Annotated in this window: 19 protein-coding genes; 11 read left to right on the plus strand and 8 right to left on the minus strand. The window is 67.2% G+C overall.

Going from position 1 to position 24,038, the window contains the following annotated elements:
* Window positions 1-11: 11 nt before the first annotated feature.
* From AC0IXR_RS15615 to AC0IXR_RS15625, 3 genes are all read right to left on the minus strand, one after another.
* Window positions 12-3,125, minus strand: a complete 3,114-nt coding sequence (locus AC0IXR_RS15615; protein ID WP_471761392.1) for an MdtB/MuxB family multidrug efflux RND transporter permease subunit — start codon at window positions 3,123-3,125, stop codon at window positions 12-14.
* A gap of 181 nt (window positions 3,126-3,306) precedes the next feature.
* A complete protein-coding gene (locus tag AC0IXR_RS15620; RefSeq protein WP_471761393.1) occupies window positions 3,307-4,743 on the minus strand; it encodes an MdtA/MuxA family multidrug efflux RND transporter periplasmic adaptor subunit in 1,437 nt (478 codons plus the stop codon).
* Between the two features lie 272 nt (window positions 4,744-5,015).
* Window positions 5,016-5,156: a hypothetical protein gene (locus AC0IXR_RS15625; RefSeq protein ID WP_200919012.1), complete on the minus strand. Its 141-nt coding sequence runs from the start codon at window positions 5,154-5,156 to the stop codon at window positions 5,016-5,018.
* A 388-nt stretch (window positions 5,157-5,544) separates the two neighbouring features.
* Here AC0IXR_RS15625 and AC0IXR_RS15630 point away from each other — a divergent pair, with 388 nt between their 5' ends.
* From AC0IXR_RS15630 to AC0IXR_RS15665, 8 genes are all read left to right on the plus strand, one after another.
* Complete coding sequence (locus AC0IXR_RS15630) at window positions 5,545-6,711, plus strand: aminotransferase (RefSeq protein WP_471761394.1); 1,167 nt, start codon at window positions 5,545-5,547, stop codon at window positions 6,709-6,711.
* A 99-nt stretch (window positions 6,712-6,810) separates the two neighbouring features.
* Entirely contained in the window at window positions 6,811-7,296 is a 486-nt protein-coding gene (locus AC0IXR_RS15635) for a DUF4112 domain-containing protein (protein WP_471761396.1), read from the plus strand.
* Between the two features lie 25 nt (window positions 7,297-7,321).
* The gene (locus AC0IXR_RS15640) at window positions 7,322-8,497 is read left to right on the plus strand and encodes an ABC transporter permease (protein WP_471761397.1); all 1,176 of its coding nucleotides are present in this window, start codon (window positions 7,322-7,324) and stop codon (window positions 8,495-8,497) included.
* Window positions 8,498-8,698: 201 nt separating this feature from the next.
* Window positions 8,699-9,919: a Gfo/Idh/MocA family protein gene (locus AC0IXR_RS15645; protein WP_461234790.1), complete on the plus strand. Its 1,221-nt coding sequence runs from the start codon at window positions 8,699-8,701 to the stop codon at window positions 9,917-9,919.
* Between the two features lie 123 nt (window positions 9,920-10,042).
* Entirely contained in the window at window positions 10,043-11,326 is a 1,284-nt protein-coding gene (locus AC0IXR_RS15650; protein ID WP_207411058.1) for a cation:proton antiporter, read from the plus strand.
* A gap of 276 nt (window positions 11,327-11,602) precedes the next feature.
* Window positions 11,603-11,812 (plus strand): cold-shock protein, encoded by a 210-nt coding sequence (locus AC0IXR_RS15655; RefSeq protein WP_056423281.1) that lies wholly within the window; start codon window positions 11,603-11,605, stop codon window positions 11,810-11,812.
* A gap of 176 nt (window positions 11,813-11,988) precedes the next feature.
* On the plus strand, window positions 11,989-12,351 hold the full coding sequence (locus AC0IXR_RS15660) for a DUF6481 family protein (protein ID WP_280136526.1): 363 nt from the start codon (window positions 11,989-11,991) through the stop codon (window positions 12,349-12,351).
* 357 nt (window positions 12,352-12,708) lie between these two features.
* Window positions 12,709-12,906 (plus strand): hypothetical protein, encoded by a 198-nt coding sequence (locus AC0IXR_RS15665; RefSeq protein WP_056422637.1) that lies wholly within the window; start codon window positions 12,709-12,711, stop codon window positions 12,904-12,906.
* A 103-nt stretch (window positions 12,907-13,009) separates the two neighbouring features.
* On the opposite strand, the gene AC0IXR_RS15670 is transcribed toward AC0IXR_RS15665, so the two are convergent.
* Together AC0IXR_RS15670 and AC0IXR_RS15675 are read right to left on the minus strand one after the other, a co-directional pair.
* Window positions 13,010-13,546, minus strand: coding sequence for a Dps family protein (locus AC0IXR_RS15670; protein WP_056422641.1), 537 nt, complete (start codon window positions 13,544-13,546; stop codon window positions 13,010-13,012).
* Window positions 13,547-13,747: 201 nt separating this feature from the next.
* Entirely contained in the window at window positions 13,748-14,683 is a 936-nt protein-coding gene (locus AC0IXR_RS15675) for a L,D-transpeptidase (RefSeq protein ID WP_056422644.1), read from the minus strand.
* A gap of 297 nt (window positions 14,684-14,980) precedes the next feature.
* On the opposite strand from AC0IXR_RS15675, the gene AC0IXR_RS15680 reads away from it, so the two are divergent.
* The 3 genes from AC0IXR_RS15680 to AC0IXR_RS15690 all read left to right on the plus strand — a co-directional run bounded on the left by AC0IXR_RS15680 (window position 14,981) and on the right by AC0IXR_RS15690 (window position 17,811).
* The gene (locus AC0IXR_RS15680) at window positions 14,981-15,373 is read left to right on the plus strand and encodes a hypothetical protein (RefSeq protein ID WP_471761398.1); all 393 of its coding nucleotides are present in this window, start codon (window positions 14,981-14,983) and stop codon (window positions 15,371-15,373) included.
* Window positions 15,374-15,482: 109 nt separating this feature from the next.
* Window positions 15,483-16,709 carry an exonuclease SbcCD subunit D gene (locus AC0IXR_RS15685; RefSeq protein WP_471761399.1) on the plus strand — a complete coding sequence of 409 codons (1,227 nt, stop codon included), beginning with the start codon at window positions 15,483-15,485 and terminating at the stop codon, window positions 16,707-16,709.
* A 121-nt stretch (window positions 16,710-16,830) separates the two neighbouring features.
* Window positions 16,831-17,811, plus strand: a complete 981-nt coding sequence (locus AC0IXR_RS15690) for a catalase family peroxidase (protein WP_471761400.1) — start codon at window positions 16,831-16,833, stop codon at window positions 17,809-17,811.
* Between the two features lie 71 nt (window positions 17,812-17,882).
* Here the strand turns inward: AC0IXR_RS15690 and AC0IXR_RS15695 are convergent, their stop codons facing one another.
* From AC0IXR_RS15695 to AC0IXR_RS15705, 3 genes are all read right to left on the minus strand, one after another.
* Window positions 17,883-18,578 (minus strand): calcium-binding protein, encoded by a 696-nt coding sequence (locus AC0IXR_RS15695; RefSeq protein ID WP_471761583.1) that lies wholly within the window; start codon window positions 18,576-18,578, stop codon window positions 17,883-17,885.
* A 319-nt stretch (window positions 18,579-18,897) separates the two neighbouring features.
* The gene (locus tag AC0IXR_RS15700; protein ID WP_471761584.1) at window positions 18,898-22,428 is read right to left on the minus strand and encodes a hybrid sensor histidine kinase/response regulator; all 3,531 of its coding nucleotides are present in this window, start codon (window positions 22,426-22,428) and stop codon (window positions 18,898-18,900) included.
* A 775-nt stretch (window positions 22,429-23,203) separates the two neighbouring features.
* The coding region (locus tag AC0IXR_RS15705) for a calcium-binding protein (protein ID WP_471761401.1) at window positions 23,204-24,038 on the minus strand (835 nt) is incomplete at its 5' end.

The following is a 24,038-nucleotide window of genomic DNA, read 5'->3' on the forward strand; positions in this document are numbered from 1 at the left end:
AAGGTCCCGGATCACGGCGTCACCCCCGCAGCCTTCGCGCCGCCGCCGCGCTTGAACCGGCGCTCCAGGCGGTCGAAGGCGAGGTAGATCACCGGGGTGGTGAACAGGGTCAGCACCTGGGAAACGATGAGGCCGCCGGCGATGACGATGCCGAGCGGCTGGCGCAGTTCGGAACCGACGCCGGTGCCGAGAATGAGCGGCACCGCCGCGAACAGGGCGGCCAGCGTCGTCATCAGGATCGGGCGGAAACGCAGCAGGCAGGCCTCGTAGATCGCGTCGCGCGGGGCCATGCCCTCCTCGCGCTCGGCCTGGAGCGCGAAGTCGATCATCATGATCGCGTTCTTCTTCACGATGCCGATGAGCAGCACGATGCCGATGACGCCGATGATGTCCAGCGGCATGCCGAAGAGCATCAGCCCGACGAGGGCGCCGATCCCCGCCGAGGGCAGGGTCGAGAGGATCGTGATCGGATGGACGAAGCTCTCGTAGAGCACGCCGAGCACGATGTAGACGGTGACGATGGCGGCGATCACCAGGAAGAGCTGGTTCGAGAGCGCCGATTGGAAGGCGAAGACCGAGCCCTGCGGCACCACGCGGAAGCTCGGCGGCAGGTCGATCTCCTTTCGCGCCGCCTCGATCGTCTGCACCGCATCGCCCAGCGCCGCGCCTTCGGCGAGGTTGAACGAGACGGTGGTGGCCGGGAACTGTCCGAGATGGCTGATGAGAAGCGGCGCCCGGCGCTCGCTGATCCGCGCCACCGCCGAAAGCGGCACCTGGCCCGAGGCCGCCGTGGAGGAGGGCAGGAAGATGCCGTTGAGGCTGTCGAGAGTCTTGTGCAGGTCCGGGTCGGCCTCGAGGATCACCCGGTACTGGTTCGACTGGGTGAAGATCGTCGAGACGATGCGCTGGCCGAAGGCGTCGTAGAGCGCGTTGTCCACGGTGGCGGGGGTGATGCCGTAGCGGCCCGCGGTGGGCCGGTCGATGGTGATGTAGGCCGCCAACCCGTTGCCCTGGAGGTCGCTCGCCACGTCCGACAGCAGCGGCGAGCGCTGCAGCGCCTGGACGAAGCGCGGCACCCAGGTCTCGAATTCCGAGAGGTTCGGGTTCTCCAGGATCACCTGGTACTGCGTCGCGCTCACCGCCGTATCGATGGTGAGGTCCTGCACCGGCTGCATGTAGAGCCGGATGCCGGCGACCCCGCGCGTCGCTTCCTTCAGGCGGCGGATGATGGCGCTGGCATCGGTAGCGCGGCCCTCATGCGGCTTCAGGTTGATGAGGAACCGTCCGGAATTCAGCGTGACGTTCTGGCCGTCGACACCGATGAACGAGGACAGGCTCGCCACATCCGGGTCCTGCAGGACGATCCGGGCGAGTTGCTGCTGGCGGTCGGCCATCTCGGCATAGGAGACGGTCTGGTCGGCCTGGGTCACGCCCTGGATGACGCCGGTATCCTGGACCGGGAAGAACCCCTTGGGGATGACCACGAACAGGTAGGCGGTGAGCGCGATGGTGCCGAGGGTGACCACCAGGGTCAGGCCCTGGTGGTTGAGGACGATGCGCAGCATCCGCCCGTAGCCGGCGATCACCCCGTCCATGGCCCTACGCCCGGCCCGCCCGATGAATCCTTCGCGGCGCTCCGCCTCCGGCGCGTGCTTGAGCAGGCGGGCGCACAGCATCGGCACCAGGGTGAGCGAGACCACCGCCGAGATCACGATGGTGGCGGCGAGCGTGATCGCGAATTCGTGGAACAGGCGCCCCACCACGTCGCCCATGAACAGGAGCGGGATCAGCACCGCGATGAGCGAGACCGTGAGGGAGATGATGGTGAAGCCGATCTCGCTGCTGCCCTTCAGGGCCGCCTCCATCGGCGAATCGCCCTCCTCCACGTGGCGGGCGATGTTCTCGATGACCACGATGGCGTCGTCGACGACGAAGCCGGTGGCGATGGTCAGCGCCATCAGCGACAGGTTGTCGAGGGAGAACCCGTAGAGATCCATGATCGAGAGCGCGCCGATGAGCGAGAGCGGTACCGACAGGCTCGGGATCAGCGTCGCGGACAGGCTGCGCAAAAACAGGAAGATCACCAGCACCACGAGGCCGATGGCGAGCGCCAGTTCCACCTGCACGTCGTGGACCGAGGCGCGGATGGTGGTGGTGCGGTCGGTGAGCGGCGTCACCGTGATCGCGGCGGGCAGCGTCCCCTGCAGCTGGGGCAGCAGCGCCTTGATCTTGTCGACGGTGGCGATGACGTTCGCACCGGGCTGGCGCTGGATGTTGAGGATGACGGCGGGCGTCTCGTCCATCCAGGCGCCGAGCTTGGTGTTCTCCGGGCCGTTGACCACGTCGGCCACATCCGAGAGCCGCACCGCCGAGCCGTTCTTGTAGGCGATGATCGCCTGCTCGTAGGCCTTCGGATCGCGGATCTGGTCGTTGGCGTTGATGGCGTAGGACTGGGTCGGCCCGTCGATCGTACCCTTCGGCGTGTTGACGTTGAGGTTGGTGATGGTGGTGCGAAGGTCGTCGATGTTGAGGCCGTAGGCGGCCAGCGCCCGAGAGTTGAAGCGCACGCGCACCGCCGGCCGCTGACCGCCGCCCATGCTGACCAGGCCGACGCCGGAGACCTGGCTGATCTTCTGGGCGAGCCGCGTCTCGGCGAGATCGCGCACCTGGGTGAGCGGCATCGTCGTCGAGGTCAGGGCCAGGGTCAGGATCGGCGCGTCGGCCGGGTTGACCTTGGCGTAGATGGGTGGCGCCGGCAGGTCGGAGGGCAGCAGGTTGCCCGCCGCATTGATCGCCGCCTGGACCTGCTGCTCCGCGATGTCGAGGCCGAGATCCAGGCTGAACTGGAGCGTGATCACCGACGCGCCCGCAGAACTCTGCGAGGTCATCTGGTTGAGGTTGGCGAGCTGGCCGAACTGCCGCTCCAGCGGCGCCGTCACCGCCGAGGTCATCACCTCCGGGCTCGCGCCGGGATAGAAGGTCTGCACCTGGATCGTCGGGTACTCCACCGACGGCAGGGCCGAGACCGGCAGGTTCAGGTACGACACCATGCCGACCAGCAGGATCGCCAGCATGAACAGCGTGGTGGCGACGGGACGCAGGATGAAGATGCGGGACGGGTTCATGGGGTAACGGCCATGACGGGCGCGCCGCCCCTCCCCTCCCCCCGCTGCGGGGGAGGGTGGCCCACGCAGTGGGTCGGGAGAGGGGAGCGCCCTATGCGGAGAGGTCGTCCCCTCTCCCGCCTGCTCCGCAGGCACCCTCCCCCGCAGAGGGGGGAGGGAGAAACGGCGTCGAGAGTGACTATCACGGCTGCGCCGCCGGCCGCTCTCTGCGGCGCTCGCGCTTCTGCGGCGGGTTTTCGGGAGGTGTCCCGGCGGCGGGGGTCGATGTCGTGGCCGGGGCGTCGGTTGCAGGTGCGGCTTGGCCAGGTGCGGCTTGGCCAGGTGCGGCTTGGCCGGGCGCCGCAGGTTCGCCGGGTGCCGCCGGCTGCCCCTTGCCGCCCTCGGTGACGCGGACCTTGGCGCCGTCGCGCAGGCGGTCGGTTCCATCGACCACGACACGGTCGCCGACCGCCAGCCCCTTGGTGACGGCACTGCGCGTGCCATCGGCCTCGCCGACGGTGATCGGCCGGACCACGACCTTGTCGTCGCTGTCGAGCAGGTAGACATAGGCGCCGGGCGTGCCGCGCAGGATCGCGGCGGTGGGGACGATGGGCGTGTCCCGCACCGTATCCACGGTGAGCTTGGCGTTCACGAACTGGTTCGGGAACAGGCTCTCGTCCTTGTTGTCGAACAGCGCGCGCAACTTCACCGTGCCGGTGGTGGTGTCGATCTGGTTGTCCACCGTGTCGAGGGTGCCGGTGGCGAGCACGTTGGCATCGCCCCGGTCATAGGCGGTCACCGTGAGCTTCGCGCCCGAGCGCAGGCGGCGCATGACGCGCGCCACGTCGTCCTCGGGCAGGGTGAACACCACTGAGATCGGATGCAGCTGCGTCACCACCACGATGTTGGTGGAGGCGGCAGTGACGTAATTGCCCTGGTCGATCTGGCGCAGGCCGACGCGGCCCTCGACGGGCGAGACGATGCGCGTATAGGCGATGTTGAGCTTCTGCTGGTCGACCTGGGCCTGGTCGATGGCGACCGTGCCCTCGTTCTGCTTCACCAGGGCCGCTTGCGTGTCCACGTTCTGCTTCGAGATCGAATCCTGCAGGCTGAGGCGCTGGAAACGGGCGAGGTCGAGCTTCGAATTCTGCAGCAGGGCCTGATCGCGGGCGAGCTGGCCCTGGTACTGGGCGAGTTGCGCCTCGTAGATGCGCGGATCGATCTGGGCGAGGAAATCGCCCTTCTTCACGGTCTGCCCCTCGCGGAAGCCGATCTCCGTGAGATAGCCGCTGATCTGCGACTGGATCGTCACGGTGGCGAGCGGTGTCACCGTGCCGAGGCCCGACAGCACCACCGGGATCTCGCCGGTGGAGACCGTGGCGACCCCGACCGCCTGTGGCATGTCGCCCGGACGTCCACGGGCGCCCTTGCCGCGGGCGGGCGCGCCGTCGGCCGTGCTCTCCGTCTTGGGAGCGAGCTTGGGCGCGAGATAGAATCTGTAGCCGGCCGCTCCCGCCCCGGCGAGGAGGAGGAGCAGGATCAACCATGTTCCCACACGGCTTCGCCGGCGCGTCGGCGCCGGGGTGTCCGGTCTGAATTCCCGGGCCGTTTCGGTCCGGATGGGCGATTGTTCGTTCATGCCTCGACAATCCAGCCGATCGCTCCCGAACGGCACCGCGCAGTCTGGACGAAATGGCGACGTGAGTCCCGAGGGAACAGGGGGCGCGACCACCGCGCAGCGGGGCGCCGATCCGGGACAGTGCCGGGAGCCGCGCTGGGTTGCCGGTGGGTCTTACCCGTCGATCGATCGCTCAGCATCGCGGCCGGGCATGCCGGATTATTGCGACGCCAGTGCGGCGCGGAAGTTTCCGGGTTGTTTCCGACGTTCCGGCGGCGGATCGGGGGAAGCCTTCAGGGGAGTGGCTTCGACGGGTAGGCCTCGACCACCGCGTGGTAGGCCGCGTCCGGCGGCGTCACCGGCATGGCGAGGCGCAATCCCGCTCCCGCCAGGGCGATGAGGAAGGCAAGGGCGCAGCAGGCGCGGGTACTCAACGCGGTCGTCCTCGTGATCCGATACGAGGTCGCTAACCCGGAGGACCATCGAAGCACAAGCGGAACGCGGAAAAAGCCGCCGCCCCGAGCCGGAGCGACGACTTCAATCCTTGGGGGGATCGGCTTCTTGGGAAGGACCGGAGCGGTACGTCGCCCAACCGAAACGAGGGGGCGGTGTTCCTGTTGAGCGGCGACCGCTCCGGCCATGTCCAGAACCTACGTTACGCCTGATGAATGTCAACAATCGTCAGGCGCGGTCCGGGATTAGGGGCGGAGGGGCGTGCGATCGCGCACGTTCCCGAAAGCACGATTTCCGGCCCGAAACGCCCATGCTACCGAGGGGACGGACGACGTCAGCTTCAGTTTATCGCCCACGAGCGTTTCCCGGATGAACCCTGTTTTCGCCGACCTCCCCAATACCGTGTTCGACGTGATGTCGGTGCTGGCGCGCGAGCTCGGGGCGATCAATCTCGGACAGGGTTTCCCGGACGATCCCGGGCCGGCGGATGTGCGCGAGAAGGCCGCCGATGCCCTGCGCGACGGCTACAACCAATATCCGCCGATGATGGGTTTGCCGGTGCTTCGCCGCGCCATCGCCGCCCATTACGAGCGCCATCAGGCCCTCGCTCTCGATCCCGACACCGAGGTGATGGTGACGTCGGGCGCCACCGAGGCCCTGGCCGCGAGCCTGCTCGCCCTGGTCTCGCCCGGCGACGAGGTCGTGCTGTTCGAGCCGATGTACGACGCCTACCTGCCGATCATCCGGCAGGCCGGCGGCATCCCGCGCTTCGTCACCCTGCGGCCTCCGCATTTCCGCCTCGACGAAGAGGCGCTGGCGGAAGCTTTTTCCGAGCGCACCCGCGTCGTCGTTCTCAACAACCCGCTGAACCCGACCGCGACGATGTTCGGGGAACAGGATCTCGCATTGCTGGCGAGGTTCTGCGAGCGATTCGACGTGACCGCCATCTGCGACGAGGTGTGGGAGCACGTGACCTTCGATGGACGGCCCCATCGCCCGCTGATCGGGTTCGAGGGCATGCGGGACCGAACCGTAAAGATCGGCTCGGCCGGCAAGATCTTCAGCCTGACCGGCTGGAAGGTCGGGTTCGTCATGGCGGCACCGGCTCTGCTCAAGGTGGTCTCGAAGGCGCACCAGTTCCTCACCTTCACCACACCGCCGAACCTGCAGGAGGCGGTGGCCTACGGGCTTTCCAAGGACGAGGCCTATTTCCTCGAGATGCGCGCCCGGTTCGCCCGCTCGCGCGACCGGCTGAGCACCGGACTCGCAGGCCTCGGCTTCTCTGTGTTGCCGTCGCAGGCGACCTACTTCCTCACCATCGACATCGGCGAGTTGGGGCCGCGCCTCGGCTGCGCGGACGACGTCGCCTTCTGCCAGCATCTCGTGCGGGAGCACGGGGTGGCGGCGATTCCCATCAGCGCCTTCTATGCGCAGGGGGCCGTGCGCAACCTCGTCAGGCTGTGTTTCGCCAAGCAGGATGCGACCCTCGACGCGGCGCTGGACCGTCTCGCGGGTTTGATGCGGAGCAGCGATTGATGAAGCGGCACGGCCGTGCGGGCCCGGTGCTTGCAGCTTGCCCCGGGCAGGGCCACATCCTGCATCATGACCACGACGCGCATCCCCCGGAGCCCCGCCATGGCCTTCAACGACGCCGTCTTCGCCACTCGCGAATTGCCCAACGGCGCCTTCGGCCGGCGCGATGGCACCGCCACACGCTTCCACGCCGAGCCCGACAGCCCGGAGGCCGCGCTGCTGCGGCTGGAGCAGTTCGCCCACATCATGGACTCGGCGTTCGTGATCCCCGGCATCAACCGGCGGGTCGGGCTGGACGCCGTCGTCGGCCTCGTTCCGATCATCGGCGATGCGGCGGGCATGCTGCTCGCCTCCTACATCGTCTACGAGGCACGTCGCCTCGGTGCGCCGAAATGGCTGCTCGCCCGCATGGCCATGAACGTGGCCTTCGACGGGGTGATCGGTGCCGTCCCACTGGCCGGCGACATCTTCGATGCCGCGTTCAAGGCCAATCGTCGCAACGTGCGCCTGCTGCGCCGCCACCTCGAGAAGACCGGCGGCCTGCGCCCCAACGAGATCGAGGGAACGGCCGTCCGTCTCGACGGCTGACGCACAATCCAATAGGGGCGGTCTCATGAACGAGATCGCCCGCCCCGCGGAAGCCGTCCCCGTTGCCACTCCGCCTCCCCTCGTGCCGACGGCACGGGGGCTGTCGCCGCTGAACCGGCGGCGGCTCTCGAATTTCCGGCGCAACCGGCTCGGCCTCTGGTCGTTCGTAATCTTCGTCGGCCTGTTCAGCTTGAGCCTGTTCGCCGAATTCATCGCCAACGACCGGCCCCTTGTGGTCTCGTACAAGGGCGAGATCCTGTTTCCCGTCCTGATCGATTATCCGGACGAAAAGTTCGGCGGGTTCTATGCGCGGCCGAACTACCGGTCGGCGGAGACGCGGAAAGAGATAGCCGATCACGGCTGGGCGGTCTGGCCGCCGATCCCCTATTCCTACGACACGATCATCGACGGGCTGCCGACCCCCTCGCCTTCGCCGCCCACCTGGATGCTCACGGACGAGCAATGCCAGGCGGCGGCGAAGCAGAATGGCGCGGAGACCACGGGCCGGGAGGGGTGCAAGGGCCTGGAGATGCACTGGCTCGGCACCGACAACACCACCCGCGACGTGCTGGCCCGCGTCATCTACGGCTTTCGCATCTCGGTGCTGTTCGGGCTGATCCTGGCCATCGTCTCCTCGGTGATCGGCGTGATCGCCGGGGCGGTGCAGGGCTATTTCGGCGGCTGGGTCGATCTGTCCCTGCAACGCTTCATCGAGGTCTGGAGCGGCATCCCGACCCTTTACCTCATCATCATCATCTCGGCCTTCATCGCGCCGGGCTTCTTCGTGCTGCTGGGCATCCTGCTGCTGTTCTCCTGGGTGGCCCTGGTCGGCGTGGTGCGCGCCGAGTTCCTGCGGGCGCGCAATTTCGAATATGTCCGCGCCGCCCGTGCGCTCGGCCTCTCCAACATCCGCATCATGAGCCGGCACCTCCTGCCCAACGCCATGGTGGCGACGCTGACCTTCATGCCGTTCATCCTCAACGGCTCGATCGGCACGCTGACCTCCCTCGACTTCCTCGGCTTCGGCCTGCCTCCCGGCTCGGCCTCCCTCGGCGAGTTGCTGGCGCAGGGCAAGGACAACATCCAGGCCCCCTGGCTCGGGCTGACCGGCTTCTTCGTGGTGGCGGTGATGCTGAGCCTGCTCATCTTCGCCGGCGAAGCCGTCCGTGACGCTTTCGACCCCCGCAAGACGTTCAAGTAACAACCACGTCCCAGTAAAAACCACGTCCCAGTAAAAACCGCCTGTCGCGCGAGACCCACCGAGATGGGTCTCGTGTTTTAATCCGCCCCGCGCGCCTCCACCGCAGGTTCCGATGGAATCCGATTGGAGCGTCATGCGTTGTCAGGGGGCGGCATCCTCGATCCGGCCGCGAGATTTAACCCTCCTGGATCCGGAGATACGATGTCCGACGCCTCGCATACGACGCCGTCCCGCCGCCTCTTCATGGCCGGCAGCCTCGCCGGAATCGGCGGTGTACTGGCTTCCGAGCGCGCCGCCTCGCAGGCGATCCCCACCACCCCCACCGGCCGGCCCGAGCCCAAGCTCGACCAGCCGCCGCCCCTGCCGCGCGACAAGCATCTCGGCTGGGCCGTGGTCGGCCTCGGCGATTTCACCCAGGCCCAGGTTCTGCCCGCTCTGGAACGGGCCCGCCGCTCGAAGACCGTGGCCCTCGTCTCGGGCAATCCCGACAAGGCCAAAGCCGTCGCGGCCCGCTACGGAGTCGAGGCCGGGGGGATCTACGATTACGGCACGATGGGGAAGATGGCCGACAACAAGGACATTGCGGCCGTCTACATCGTGACGCCGAACTCCACCCATGCCGACCTGACCATCAAGGCGCTGGAGGCGGGCAAGCACGTTCTCTGCGAAAAGCCGATGGCTACCAATTCCGCCGATTGCCAGCGGATGATCGACGCTGCCAAGGCCGCCGACCGCCGCCTGATGATCGCCTACCGGGTCCATTGGGAGCCGCATAACCTGCGCGCCAAGGCGATGATGGACAAGGGCGAGTTCGGCGACGTCCGCTTCGCCTCCTCCGACCACCACCGCCCCCTGGAGCCGTCGCGGCCGCGCGACCAGTGGCGCATGTTGAAGGCCGTGGCCGGCGGCGGATCGCTCGTGGATATCGGCATCTACGGCCTCAACGGCCTGCAATGGTTTTTCGGCGAGAGCCCGTCCTCGGTCTCGGCCTCGATGCACTCGCCGGAAGGCGATCCGCGTTTCGGGCAGGTCGAGGACGTGTTCACGGCGCAGCTGGTCTTTCCCTCGGGCCGGCGCGCCACGGTCTCGTCGGGCTACAGCTCCGACAAGAAGCGGATCGACATCTGGGGCGAGAAGGGCGTGGCGACCCTCGATCCCGGCACCGCCTACCAGGGCAACCGGCTCGTCGTCAGCGACGCCAAGCGGGCCGACGAGGTCCTGACGGCCGAAGGCGATGCCGTGCAGTTCACCGGCGAGATCGACCACCTCTCGCAGATCATCGCCGAGGGCGGAGAGCTGCGGACGCCGGGCGAGATGGGCCTGCGCGACGTCCGCCTGATCGAGGCGCTCTACCGGGCGGCGGAGACGCGCCAATGGGTCGATCTCAACCCCGACATGACGATGCGGTCGGGCACGCGCTGAGGATGGATCGGGAGCGGCCCGCAACGGCGTCGCTCCCATACGACATGCTGAAGGTGAACAATCGGTCTTGCGTATGGGTCGTGGTGATTCCGGCGAAGAGCGTACAGGGACGAATCGCGGGTTATGGACGCCTATGTCATCATGCTCGGGGGCTTTGGCGCCCTCGTGCTCCTCACCGCCTGGCTGCCGATGGTGCTTCGGCAGCTGCCGCTGTCGCTGCCGATCTGCTGCGTCGCGATCGGGGCCGGCCTCTCGCTGATCCCCGGAATCGCCGACTTCTCACCCCGGCCTCAGCAGCATCTGCGCCTGATCGAGAAGGTCAGCGAATTCGTCGTCATCATCTCGCTGATGGGGGCCGGGCTGAAGCTCGACCGCAGGGTCGGCTGGAAAAGCTGGATGGTGACATGGCGTCTCCTCGCCTTCGCCATGCCGCTGACGATCCTGATCCTCGGGTTCCTGGCCTCTCATCTCCTCGCCCTCGGCCTCGCCTCGTCCCTCCTGATCGCCGCCGCCCTCGCGCCGACCGACCCGGTCCTCGCCTCCGAGGTCCAGGTCGGCCCGCCGTCACAGGGCGTCGAGGACGATATGCGGTTCGGCCTCACCTCGGAGGCCGGGCTCAATGACGGGCTCGCCTTCCCCTTCGTTCACCTCGCCATCGCCCTCGTGGCCGCGAACGGCCTGAGCGCCGCCGGGTGGACCGAATGGGTCGGCGTCTCGCTGGTGTGGAAGATCCTGGCCGGCGTCGCGCTGGGTGCCGCGATCGGGCGGGGCTTCGGCTGGCTGACCTTCCACCTGCCGAACCGGGCACGGCTCTCGCGGACGGGCGACGGTTTCGTGGCCCTCGGCATCACCTGCCTGACCTATGCGGCCGTGGAGGCCGTGCATGGCTACGGCTTCATCGGCGTCTTCGTCGCGGCGCTGGCCATGCGCTGGTCCGACCACGGCCACGATTACCATCACGCGCTGCACGGGTCGGCCGAAGCGTTCGAGCGCCTGACGATGATGATCCTTCTCGTCGGCTTCGGACTCGCCATCGGCGGCGGACTCCTGCGCGACCTCACCTGGGCGGGCGTCGCCTTCGCGCTTCTGGTCATCTTCGTGGTCCGGCCGCTCTGCGGCTGGATCAGCCTCCTCGGGCACGATCAGCCCGCCGCCGAACGCGCGGTGATCAGCATCTTCGGGATCAGGGGGCTCGGCACGATCTACTATCTCGCCTACGCCTCCGGCCATGCGGCCTTCGAGGGGGCGAGCCTGCTCTGGAGCACGGCGGGATTGACCATCCTGCTCTCCATCGTCCTGCACGGGGTAAGCGTCTCGCCGATCCTCGGCTTTCTCGACCGCCGCAGCGGGCGCGATACCGAGAGCGCCCAGATGGACCTGCCGCTGGGCTCCTCCCCGGCCGAATGAGGCCTCTCGGCAGAGCGAAATCAGCGCCCGTATTGACTGGCCACCGGCGGAAATTTCCCTCCGTGCTCGAAAATAAAACCCAAGTTTTTCATGGCATTTGCTAAATCCCGCCATTGAGAGTACATAACAGAGATCGAAGCGTGATCAGATTTTCATCTGTGTGAGCCAAAGAGCTTTCGCAGAGCGGAAGTCGGGTGCGAATCGAGACAACGGAGAAGGCCGTACATCTTCGTGCGGACCTCCGAACTATGATGCCCGCAAGGGCGAAGGATTATGATGGCTGTCGGTACTGTTAAGTGGTTCAACGAGCAAAAGGGCTTCGGCTTCATCCAGCCGGATAACGGCGGCAACGATGTGTTCGTGCACATCTCCGCTGTCGAGCGCGCAGGAATGCGTGGTCTCGCCGAAGGCCAGAAGGTCTCCTACGAAATGGAAACCGACAAGCGCAGCGGCAAGCAGTCCGCCGGCAATCTCCAGGCCGCCTGAACCATATCGCATATGGGCCATGTGAGGCTCCTACGAGAGCCTGACATTGGACAAGGAGCCGCTCTCCATTGGAGAGCGGCTTCCTGCGTTTTTATCCATCTCCCGACCGGTTCGGTTCGGAGCCTCGTCCACTGTCCCGCGGTCGTTCCCGGCCGCTTCCCAGACCAGGATTCTGTGTGAGCCAATTCAACGAAAACTCCATGACCGACCGCCTCAAGGCTTCGCAAGAAGCCCGTCAGGCCGCCCTGGCGCGTTTCCGCGACCGGCCGGCCGCTGACGATCCGACGGTTCTCGCCCGCAAGGCCGAGCGTGAGGCCATTGCCCGTGAGCGCGAGATCCGCGTCGCCGCCCGTGAGGCCGAGCGCGCCGCCGCCGCCGCCCAGGCCGTCGCCGAGGCCGAGGCCGAGCGTGAGCGCCAGGCCATCGAAGCGGCCCGCGTCGCCGAAGAGAAGATCGCCCTCGCCGCCGCCGCTCGCATCGAGCAGAAGCAGCAGCGCGATGCCCGCTACGCCGCCCGCAAGGCGAAGGCGCGCAAGTAAGGCATTCGCCTCCGAAGTCTCCGGCCTCGCGACGGATTCCGCCCTGCGAGAGCCGATGTTTCGGAACGAACAACCGGACGGCTTTACCGAACATGACGTTCGATGATGGCGCTGTCCGGCTGCAATGTCGTGGCCGCTCCGGCATGATCGGGGCAGCGACGGTCAATGGGTTGGCTCGGTCCTTCGTGTGGGTTCGAGCGCAGGGTGGCATCTCCGGACGGGGTTGCCGCCCATCTCGTCCTTTTCCGCAAGGCAGGCCGATGTTCGGTCCTGTGCCTTCCGGCAAGGCGACGCGCGACCACGAATACCCGTCCGAGGACGCAGAACCGTTTGCGTCCGCTCAGAAAGGCATATCTCATGGCCCATAAATTCAAGCTCGGGCAGCGCGTGCGCCGCGAGCGCATCGGCTATGCCGACCTCAAGGCCGATCCGACCGACGTCTTCGAGATCGTCCGCCTCGTTCCCGAGGACCAGACCGGCGAGCCGTTCTACCGGATCAAGGCCGGCGGAGCCGAGCGCGCTGTCCGCGAAGGCGAGATCACCCTCGCCTTGTGAGGCTGTCGCCGCTCCGGCCAACAGCTGGAGACAATCGGAAAAAGGCCCCGCATCCTTCGATGCGGGGCCTTTTTTCCATGTCTCGATGGGGAGACGGTGAAGATTAGTGGCCGCCCTCGGTGGCATTGCGGGTCGCCTCGTAGAGGAACCATGTCCGCTCTTCGGACTGGTTGATCCACTCTTCCAGCAGGCTGGTGGTGGAGACGTCCTTGGCCTCGTCCGTTACCTCGTGGAGCTCACGCATGTTGGCGGTGAGAGTCTTGTTGTCGTCGCGCAGCTCGGCCAGCATTTCGAGCGGGCTGACATACTCGGCGTCGTTGTCCTCGACGCGGGACAGCCGCGAGGCCTGACCCAGCGACCGCAGGGTCGTGCCGCCGATCTTGCGGGCGCGCTCACCGACGTCGTCGATGATGGCGAAGATCTGCTGCGACTGCTCGTCGAGCATCAGGTGATAGTCGCGAAAGTTAGGGCCGCTCACGTGCCAGTGGAAGTTCTTCGTCTTCACGTACAAGGCGAAGAGGTCCGACAGCAGCACGGTCAGGCCCTCGGCGATCTTCTTCGTCGCCTCGGGGGCGAGATCGGTCGGGGTGTTCAGGCGATCCCCATCGACACGCGTACGCCCGCTCAAACTCTTTGCCATGACGTCATAACTCCGGTTGAATTCCGATCGTGGGCGGCGCTCAGCGCACACCCTGTGACGGGAAGAAGCCAGAGAGGCGAGGGAAGTTCCGATTCCCGAGCCCGGCACGGTGACGCTCGCGCTGTCGTGACACTCACACGGCCCCGGATGCCGGCGCCGCGGTGGAATCCGGCGGGCCATGCCCGCCGGGGCCAAGCGACCTCAGGTCAGCACGACGACCCGCGTGCCGATCTCGACGCGGCCGTAGAGGTCGATCACGTCCTGGTTGATCATGCGGATGCAGCCGGACGAGACGCTGAGACCGATGGATTCGGGCTCCAGGGTGCCGTGGATGCGGTAGAGTGTGTCCTTGTTGTCCTGCCAGAGGTAATGCGCCCGCGCACCGAGCGGGTTGCGGGAGCCGCCGGGCACGCCGAGGCCGCTCTGGAGCTGGGTCACCGAGCGGGCGAGCTTGGGCGTCCGCGCGATCATCTCCTTGGGCGGATACCAATCCGGCCACATCTGCTTGGAATTCACCGTCGAGACACCGGACCAGGAGAAGCCCTGCTTGCCGACGCCCACGCCGTAGCGTCGCGCCCGCCCGTTGGGCTGAACCAGGGTGAGGTGGTGCGCGCGCGGATCGACCACGATGGTGCCCGGAGGCTCCGCGCCCGTATAGGCGATCTCCTGGCGAAGGAAGTTCGGGTTCGCTTTGCGCCAGTTGAAGGCATGGACCGGGAAAGGCTCGTCGGTGATCGCCGCATAGGCCCGGGCGTAGTCGATCGGCCCATTGTCCACCGGACGCGAGACGGGGTTGCCCTGGTTCGCCGGCGGCTGCTCGGCACGGCGGCGGGCGTTCGGATCAGCATAGGGATCCGAATCAGGGTCGTCCTCGAAACGCGGTGCGGTGGCGCGCTCGCGATAGGGCTCGTAGCGACCGCCACGGCGGCGATAGAGCCGTCCGGCCTCGTCCCGGTAGAGACGGTCGTCGTCATAGGGGCCGTATCCGTCGTCGGATTCGATGGCGAGGCGGCCACGGACCTGGGCCAGAGCGGCGAGCGGTGAACCGGCCAGGACCAGGGTCGCGCCGGCGCCGCTCAGCAGGGTCCGCCGGCTGAAGGGAAGAGTGGGACGCTCGATGAGGGGGCGTTCGGACATGAGGTACTCAAAGATGGGCCGCTCGCCAGGGCGCGAGGACTAAAGCCAAGATTGGGCGGTGACTTAGCAAGACCAGGGGCCGCCGTCACGCCGGGCCGTCGCTCATCAGCATTGCGGTACGATCGGACCGGCGGCACGGTCCGGGAAGGGAGAATCCACCGACCTTTCATCATGCCGCGAGAATATGCGGGAGATGTCCGATTTCATCGATCCTTGCGATTGCAAAAATATCCGTCCGCATCGACATAAGGCGCTGCATTTCAACACCATCACATCTTTGGAAGACGGACGAATCCTGTGCCGATCTCTTCTTTCGCACGCCTCGGCGCGTCGGTCCTGACGCTCGCCTTCGGGCTGACACTCGCGGGGGAGAGCCCCGCTTTCGCGGGTCCGAAGCCCGCCCTCTCGTCGCCGGCGGCCAAGGCCGTCGACTCCGCCAAAGCCGGAGCCTCCCGGACGAAACCCGCCAAAAGGTCGCGGACGGTGAAGGCCAACACGGTGAAGACGAAGCCTGCGCCCGTCGCCACCGGTTCCCTCGCCAAGGAGGCCGCCGAGACCACCTCGACGGAGGCACCCGGCGTCACCTGGACCTCGGCCGAGCCGGACGAACTCCGCTGCGGTCGCAGCCGCCGCAAGCTGTGGCAGGCGGGCGAAGGCTGGGTGGTCAAGAACGTGACGGTCTGCCGTTAAGCGTCTATCCGACAAGCGGAGGCGGGCCACCGGGTAGGACCGGTGGCGGCGGCGCGCTACAAGCCTCCTCGCCGCACAGACAATGTCCGGGCGAGTTGGAGGCGATGACGTGATCCGCGTGCTGCATACGGGCGACTGGCATATCGGGCAGTCACTGCGCGGCTATTCGCGCACCCACGAGCATGCGAGGGCGCTGGCCCATCTCGAAGCCATCGTCGTCGGCCACGAGGTCGACGCCCTCGTGGTGGCGGGCGACGTCTACGACAGCCAGAACCCGTCGGGCGAGGCGCAGGCTTTGCTCTACGAGGTGCTGGTGCGCCTGCACCGGGCGCGCCCTTCCATGACCATCGTCCTCACCGCCGGCAATCACGACGCGGCCGGGCGTCTCGAAGCGCCGAGCCCGATCCTCGAGGCCATCGGGGTTCGGGTCATCGGCAATGTCCGCCGCCGCGACGGCGCCCTGTCCATCGAGCGTCATCTCGTGCCGATCCTCAGGAACGGCCACGTGGCGGCCCAGATCCTGGCCGTGTCCTATCCCACCGCCGCCTGCCTGCCGCCCCTACGCCGGGAGGAGGGCTCCCCCATCGTCCGGGCCGTGCGGGCCCTCTACGCCCAGGTGATGGAGGCGGCGACGCCGCATCTCTCCGGCCTGCCGCTTCTCCTCACCGGGCATCTGCACGTGGCCGGGGGGACCGAATCTGAGGGGGCCGAGCGCCGCATCCTGGTCGGAGGCGAACATGCCGTGCCACCCGACGTGTTCCCGGTGGAGGCCGATTACGTGGCGCTGGGCCATCTCCACAAGGCCCAGACCATCGGTGGCGGGATGGTGCGGTATTCCGGCTCGCTGATCCCGCTCTCGGCCACCGAGCAGCCCTACGCGCATGGGGTGAGCCTCGTCACCCTCGGCGATGGACCGGCCCGGGTGGAACACATCCCGATCCCGCGCCCGGTTCCGTTCCTGCGCCTGCCACCGCGCGGCGACATGCGGCTCTCCGAACTCGGCGACCATCTCAAGGCGCTGGGCCTCGACCCGGCCCTGCCGATGGAGGAGCGGCCCTATATTCAGGTCCGCCTCGCCCGCGAGGGGCTGGGGCCGGGCCACCGCGCGGAGGTGGACCGGATCGCCGAAGGCTTCCCCGTCCGCATCGTCGATACCCGCGTGACGGCGGCGGCCGATCCGGTCGCGGAGGCCGTCGATGCGGCGCCGCTCGTGCGCCTGTCCGAGCGCGACCCGGAAGACCTCTTCCGCCTCGCCTTCGCGCGCGTGCGGGGCACCCCGCCGGAGCCGGCGCATCTGGAGGTGTTCCACCGGGTCCGGGCCGAGGCCGAGGCCTGAAATCCGCCACGCTGCCGCTTGTCACGCCGCCGTTACCCTGTACATATTATAATTCGATTGTGCGCCATCGAGTTTTGCCGGCCCATGCCGATGCGAGCCGGGCGACGGGGGAAACAGCGCCATGAAATCTACGATCGTCGCCACCGGCTGCGCCATGGCGCTCGCCCTCGCCTCTCCGGTCCAGGCCGAGGAGGCGGATGCCGCCGCCATCGTCAACGGCCAGTTCGTGGCCGGCGGCAACAAGGCCGGCGTGCGGGCCAGCGGCGCCAAGGGCGTCTGCCTCACCGGGCAGTTCACACCCTCGGCCGAGGCGGCGGGGCTGTCGAAGGCACCGCATTTCGCCAAGACCGTGCCGGTGACCGCGCGATTCTCCATGGGCGGCAGCAATCCGAACGTGTCGGACAAGGCCAAACCGGTGACGCGGGGCTTCGCCATGCGCCTGCGCGACCCGGCGGGCGACCTTGTCCTCGTCATCATTTCCGCGCCGGTCTTCTCGGCGCGCACGCCCCAGCAGCTGTTCGATTTCGTCTCCGTCCGCGCGCCCGGGCCCGACGGCAAACCCGATGCCGAGAAGGTCAAGGCTTTCGCCGCCGCCAATCCGGAGACCACGAAACAGGCGGCCTGGCTCAACGCCCGCCCGGTTCCGGCGAGCTATGCCGGCGTCGATTACTGGGGCGTCCATGCCTATACGCTGACGAACGCCAAGGGCGAGGCGCGGGTGGTGAAGCTGAAGACCGTCGCGGATGCGGGACAGCTCGGCCTGAGCGAAGACGACCTCAAGGCCAAGCCCGACAGCTTCTATGCCGATGAGTTGAAGGACCGCCTCGCCAAGGGGCCGGCCACCTTCTCCCTGGTGGCGATCCACGGCGAGGCCGGCGACCCCACCGCCGACCCGACCGCTTTGTGGCCCGAGGACAGCCGCAAGAGCACGAAGCTCGGCACCCTCGCGATCACGGCTCTCGAGCCCGCCGCCACCTGCGACGCGGCCACGTTCGATCCGGTGGTGGACCTCCCCGCCGGCATCGCCGGCCCGGCCGACGACCCGATGTTCGCGATCCGCTCCCCGGCCTATGCCGTGTCGCTGTCGCGCCGCTCGCAGTAGGGGCACGCTCGACCCGCCTGCCCGATCGCGAGGGGATCACGCGACCGGGCAGGCGGAGGACGGCGCGGACGTCAGAAGATGAAGCTGCCTTCCGTCACGGAATCGGCCGTGACGGAAGGCAGGATGATCTTGTTCGAGGCTCCGGTGTCACCCGTGAAGGTGATGATCGTGTTGGCCTCGCCGTGGAACGATCCGATCTTCACGTCATCCATGCTGCCCGTGATGACACCGATGTGAAGCACATCCTCGGTCACATCGAACTTGCGGATGACATCGCGGCCATCGCCCGAGACGAACTCGAAGGTGTCGGCGCCCGCGCCGCCGAAGAGGGAATCGCCGCCCTTGCCGCCGGTGATGTCGTCGCTGCCCTTTCCAGCCACGATGCGGTCGGCGCCGTCCGTGCCGGTGATCGTGGAGCCGCCAACGGCCAAGCTCTGCGAATAGATCTTCGCACCGATATCGACGCCCGTCATGCTGAGGGCCGCCCCATCGCGGACATAGACCTTCTCGATGCTGGCCAAGCCGGTGAACGAAGCGTCGGTCAGGGCGACGGCACTGCCTTTGTTCACGAAGAGCAGGTCCGTCCCCTCGCCACCATCCACCATCACGGGCGAACTGCTGATGACGAGGCGATCGTTGCCATCCCGATCGTACAATTCGTCGGAACCGCCATTGCCGCTCAGCGTATTGGCGCCGCCGGTTCCGTAAAGGACATCGTCGGACGCACTGCCGAGGATGTTCCCAAACTCCTCATATCCATCAATCAGCGCGCCAGGGCCGAAATCGAGCGTCCTGGCTTCCGTGTTGACGGATTGCTGATACCCAGACGTAGAATCATTAGAATCGAAGCCTCAATCCGACGTATAATGAAGTTCTGCTATCTCAATATCCAAAGAACAGATTCAATCTGAAAATTTTATAGATTGATATGATTTGCATAATTTATAATACAGTTATAGCTCGGTCCGGATTCCTTTGGATAAACCGCTCCCGAGCGAGAAGCCGGTCTCCCGCGGGCGGGTGAAGAACGCCGCCCCCGCCGGGCCGCCCCGAAGGGAGACGAGGGTTCGGGTGCCGAATTCACCCCTACCCGGAGGCGATCATGTCCTTGATCCGGCCGGCCAGCGCTTCCATCACGAAGGGCTTGGTCAGCACCTGCATGCCGGGCTCGAGATGCCCGTTGCCGACCACGGCGTTCTCGGCATAGCCGGTGATGAACAGGATCTTGAGGTCGGGCCGCGCCACCCGAGCCGCGTCGGCCATCTGGCGGCCGTTCATGCCGCCGGGCAGGCCGACATCGGTGACGAGGAGGTCGATGCGCACGTCCGATTGCAGCACCTTGAGGCCGGAGGCCCCGTCTGCCGCCTCGATGGCGGTGTAGCCGAGCTCTTCGAGCACCTCGGTCACGAGCATGCGCACGGTGGGCTCGTCGTCGACGATGAGCACGGTCTCGCCCCGTTGCGCGCGCGGCGCGGCGGCGAAGGCGCCGGCCTCGTCCACCTCGGAGGCTTCGCCGTAATGGCGCGGCAGGTAGAGGCACATGGTCGTGCCCTCGCCGAGTTCGGAATAGATCCGCACCTCGCCGCCCGATTGCCGCACGAAGCCGTAGATCATCGACAGGCCGAGGCCGGTGCCCTCGCCCAGCGGCTTCGTCGTGAAGAACGGATCGAAGGCGCGGGCGATCACCTCCGGCGTCATGCCGGTGCCGTTGTCGCTGACGCAGAGGGAGAGATACTGGCCCGGTTCGAGGTTGCGTTCGCGGGCGGCATGCCCGTCGAGCCATTTGTTGGCGGTCTCGATGGTGAGGCGGCCGCCATCCGGCATGGCGTCGCGCGCGTTGATGCAGAGGTTCAGCAGCGCGTTCTCGAGCTGGTTGGGGTCTACCAAAGCCGGCCACAGGCCCGCTGCGCCGACCACCTCGATCGTCACCGCCGGCCCGACCGTGCGGCGGATCAGTTCCTCCATCCCCGAGACCAGGGCGTTCACGTTGGTGGGCTTCGGGTCCAGCGTCTGGCGCCGCGAGAAGGCGAGCAGCCGATGGGTCAGGGCCGCCGCCCGGCGCGAGGCGCCCTGCGCCGCGTTGATGTAGCGGTCGAGTTCGGTCAGGCGCCCCTGCGCCATCCGGGTCTGCAGCAATTCGAGACTGCCCGAAATGCCGGTGAGCAGGTTGTTGAAGTCGTGGGCGATGCCGCCGGTGAGCTGGCCCACCGCCTCCATCTTCTGCGATTGACGCAGGGCTTCCTGGGTCTGGGCGAGAGCGGCCTCGCGGGCCTTCTCCTCGGTGATGTCGCGGGCCACCGCGTAGAAGACGTCGCCCACCGGCGCGCTGACCCAATCGAACCAGCGATACTCGCCGGCCGCCGTGCGGATCTGGTTCTGGTGCCGCATGGTGCGGCCCTGGCGCATCGCCTCGACGATCCCGGCGCTGACATCGAGGAAATCGGGGTGGATGATCTGCCAGAACGGCGTCGCCAGCAGGGTCGCCTCGTCGTAGCCGAGCATCTCGCTCCAGGCCGGGTTCACGCTGAGGAACTGGCCGCCCAGGGTGCCCGACATCAGCAGGTCGGGGATCAGCGTCCAGATCCGCACGCGTTCCTGGATGCGCTCGGCGATCTCGCGTTCGAGCTCCGCCCGCGAGCGGGCCAGCACGTCGCGCGCCTCGACGATGTCCTGGATCTCGGTGCAGGTGCCGAACCAGCGCACGATCCGGCCGCCGCTGTCGCGCACGGGCTGCGCCCGCCCCAGCACCCAGCGGTACTGGCCCGACCGGTGCCGCAGGCGATACTCGATATGGTAGGGTTCGCCCGTCTCCAGGCTATGGCGCCACACCGTCCAGGCCTTGTCCCGGTCGTCGGGGTGGAAGAGGCCGTTCCAGCCAGCGCCGTCGGTGGAGCCCGCCGGGACGCCGGTATAGTCGTACCAGCGTTGATTGAAGTAATCGTGGTGCCCGTCCGGCAGGGTCGACCACACCATATGGTCGATGGAATCGGCGATGGCCTGGAAACGCCCTTCGCTCTGGCGCAGACGCTCCTCCGCCTCCCGGCGCTCGTCGATGTCGATGACCGAGCCGACATAGCCGAGGAATTCGCCCTCCGTGCCGAAGCGCGGGGTCGCCGCATCGATGGCCCAGCGATAGGTGCCGTCGGCCCGGCGCAGGCGATACTCGACCCGGAAGGGCTCGTGCGAAGCATTGGCGGACAGGAAGGTGTCCGCCGCCAGCCCCTCGTCGTCGGGATGCGTCGCCTTGGTCCAGCCGAGGCCGAGGGCCTCCGCCTCGGTCTGCCCGGTGAACTCGTACCAGCGCCGGTTGAGGTAGATGCAGGACCCGTCCGGAATCGTGACCCACATCATCACGGGGGCGTGGTCCGCCATGTTGCGGAACCGCGCCTCGCTCTCCGTCAGCGCTTCGGCCTGCGCCCTGCGCTGGGTCTCGTCCCGGGCGATCCGAAGGAAGCCGGGCGAGCGGCCCTGCAGGTCCGGCGGCAGCCGGTGGAGGGAGCCGGCGAGGAACACGCGCGTCCCGTCCGAACGCTGGTGCCAGCGCTCGGCATCGGCGCGGCCGGTCTCGACGGCCCTGGAGATCTCCCCGGCATCGATCCCCTTCGCCCGGTCCTCCTGCGTGAAGATCATCGAACCGTGACGGCCGAGCGCATCGGCGACGCTCCAGCCGAGAACCTCGACGGCGCCCGCCGACCAGCTCGTGATGACGCCCTGCGGGTTCATGGTGAAGACGACATGGTCGCGCGCGCCCTCCATCACGAGGCGCAGGCGCTCCTCACGTTCGCGCAGGGCCTCTTCGGACGCTCTGCGCTCGCTGATGTCGCGGTAGAAGACCGAGAGGCCGCTTCCCGACGGGTAGACCCGCACCTCGATCCAGATGTCCTGTTGCGTCGAGGTATGGCGGTAGGTGAGTTCGGCCGAGGCGCGCTCCGCCATGGCGCGGCGGTAGAGCGGCCAGGTCGGCATCCGCTCGGCATCCGGCCACACGTCGAGGAGGTGACGGCCGAGGATCGCCTCGGAGGGGCGGCCGTCGAGGCGCAGGCCCTCGGCGTTGATGCGGCGGACACGGAAATCGCGGTCGAGCAGGAGGAAGCCCTCGCCCATCCCGTCGAGGACGCCCCGCACCTCGGCCTCGCTCTCGCGCAGCCGGGTCTCGGCGCCGACCCGGCCGGTCGTCTCGGTGCAGGCGCAGAAGAAACCCGCGACGGAGCCGTCCTCTTCCCGCACCGGCGTGTAGGAGAAGGCGAAATGCGTCTCCTCCGGGAATCCGTTGCGTTCCATGACGAAGGAGACATCGTCCATCTGGATGGAGAGTCCCGCATAGGCATCGGCGACGATGGGTGCGAGGTCGCTCCAGATCTCCGACCAGACCTCCGCGATGGGACGCCCCATCGCGTCCGGGTGCTTGTGGCCGAGCAGCAGCGCATAGGCGTCGTTGTAGAGGACGATCCGCGACGGCCCCCAGGTGATGAACATGGGCTGGCGCGAGGCGACCATCATCGCCGTCAGCGTGCGGAGGGAAACAGGCCAGGACTCGAAGGGTCCGAGGGGCGTCGCAGACCAATCCGCGGCCTCGATCAGCGCGCCGCACTCGCCGCCGTTCACGAGGACACTCACTGCCACCCTTCCTTCGTCGCCATGCTCGATGCAGGATGGCCCGATGCGGGATCGGATCGCGCGCCCGCACAGAATCGATGCCTCTGCCAACGGCCAAGGTCGATCCGCCGTTCCCCGCCGGAGCCCGTGCCAAGGGGGCCTTCACCGGGGGGAAGGTCTCGCATCGTCATCGCGGCCCGATGACACGAGCCGGTGTCCAATGTCAAAGTCGCGGCGCCTGCCGGTCAGTATCTCCGTTTGAAAGGTCGCCCTGAAAGATCGCCCCCAGGCTCCCGTTCCGCTTCCTGGTGGTGGAAATCCGACGCTTGGTACCGATCGCTCAACGTCCGAGACGGGTGGATTTTTGCCAGTCTGCTTTTGGGCGAGGAACGCCCTTGGCGGGCATCATCCAAGGCTTCGTCGGACTCCCACTTGAAAGCTTAGATCAATGAGCGGGAGACGCCGGCACCGATCTGAGGAGCCGACCTCGATGAGGTTCTCACGTCTCGCCCAGCTACGTCCAGACGTTCTGCACCGTCCCCTGTCCGCCGATCCGCTAGGGCTCGCGCCGCTTGCTACACCACGCCTGAGGTGAGGTGCCGTGACAAGACGGCCAAATGCTTATGAGGGCTCGAGAGCGGAGAACCCATCCCGGCCGGCGGCGACCCTTCCTATGAGGGGCGTGCAACGTGCTGGCAGACCACCCACGGCGATATCTTGCGTAGGTGGCCCAGAGCTTTGAGAATCAAGAAGCCCTGGCCGAACGCAAAGTGTCCGGCCAGGGCGTGTCACGGGCTTACGCCACCAGGAAGTCGGCGTGGGTCAGCGTGACCTTGGTGTCGATGACGGCGAACTGGATGGCCGTCTTGGCCGTGCCGCTACCATCGGCGTCGTAGGAGAGCGCACCGGTGTCGTGGTTGTAGAGGATGCGGTCGGTGCCATCGACCACGGCGCCGGTATTGCCGAGATCCTTGAAGGCGCTCGACGCGAGGCCACCCGCCGAGAGGGCGGTGAACACGTCCCGCGCCAACTGGATCGTGTCATCCGCCGCCGCGAAATCGGTGAGGCGGTCGATGTTGCTCGAACCTAAGGCCGTCGAGAACACGAAGGTGTCGTTGCCGGCGCGGCCATAGAGTAGATCAGCGCCAGCGCCACCGTTGAGGGTGTTGGCACCCGCATTGCCCACCAGGGTGTTGGCAAGTTCGTTGCCACTGAGATTGATCGCGGTGGTGCCGGCCGCACTCGTCGTGTCGAGCCGCTCGATCTCCTGACCGGCTCCGAGCGCGTAGCTGATGTTCGTCAACACCCGGTCGGTGCCGCCATCCGCCACCTCGAACACGCGGTCGCCCGCAGTGTCGACGAGGTAGGTGTCGTTGCCGGCGCGGCCATAGAGCAGGTCAGCGCCAGCGCCACCGTCGAGGGTGTTGGCCCCCGCATTGCCCACCAGGGTGTTGGCAAGTTCGTTGCCGCTGAGCTTGATCGCGGTGGTGCCGGCCTCACTCGTCGTGCCGAGCCGCTCGATCTCCTGACCGGCTCCGAGCACGTAGCTGATGCTCGTCAACACCCGGTCGGTGCCGCCATCCGCCACCTCGAACACGCGGTCGCCCGCAGTGTCGACGAGGTAGGTGTCG

The organism is Methylobacterium sp. AC832, from assembly GCF_979256025.1.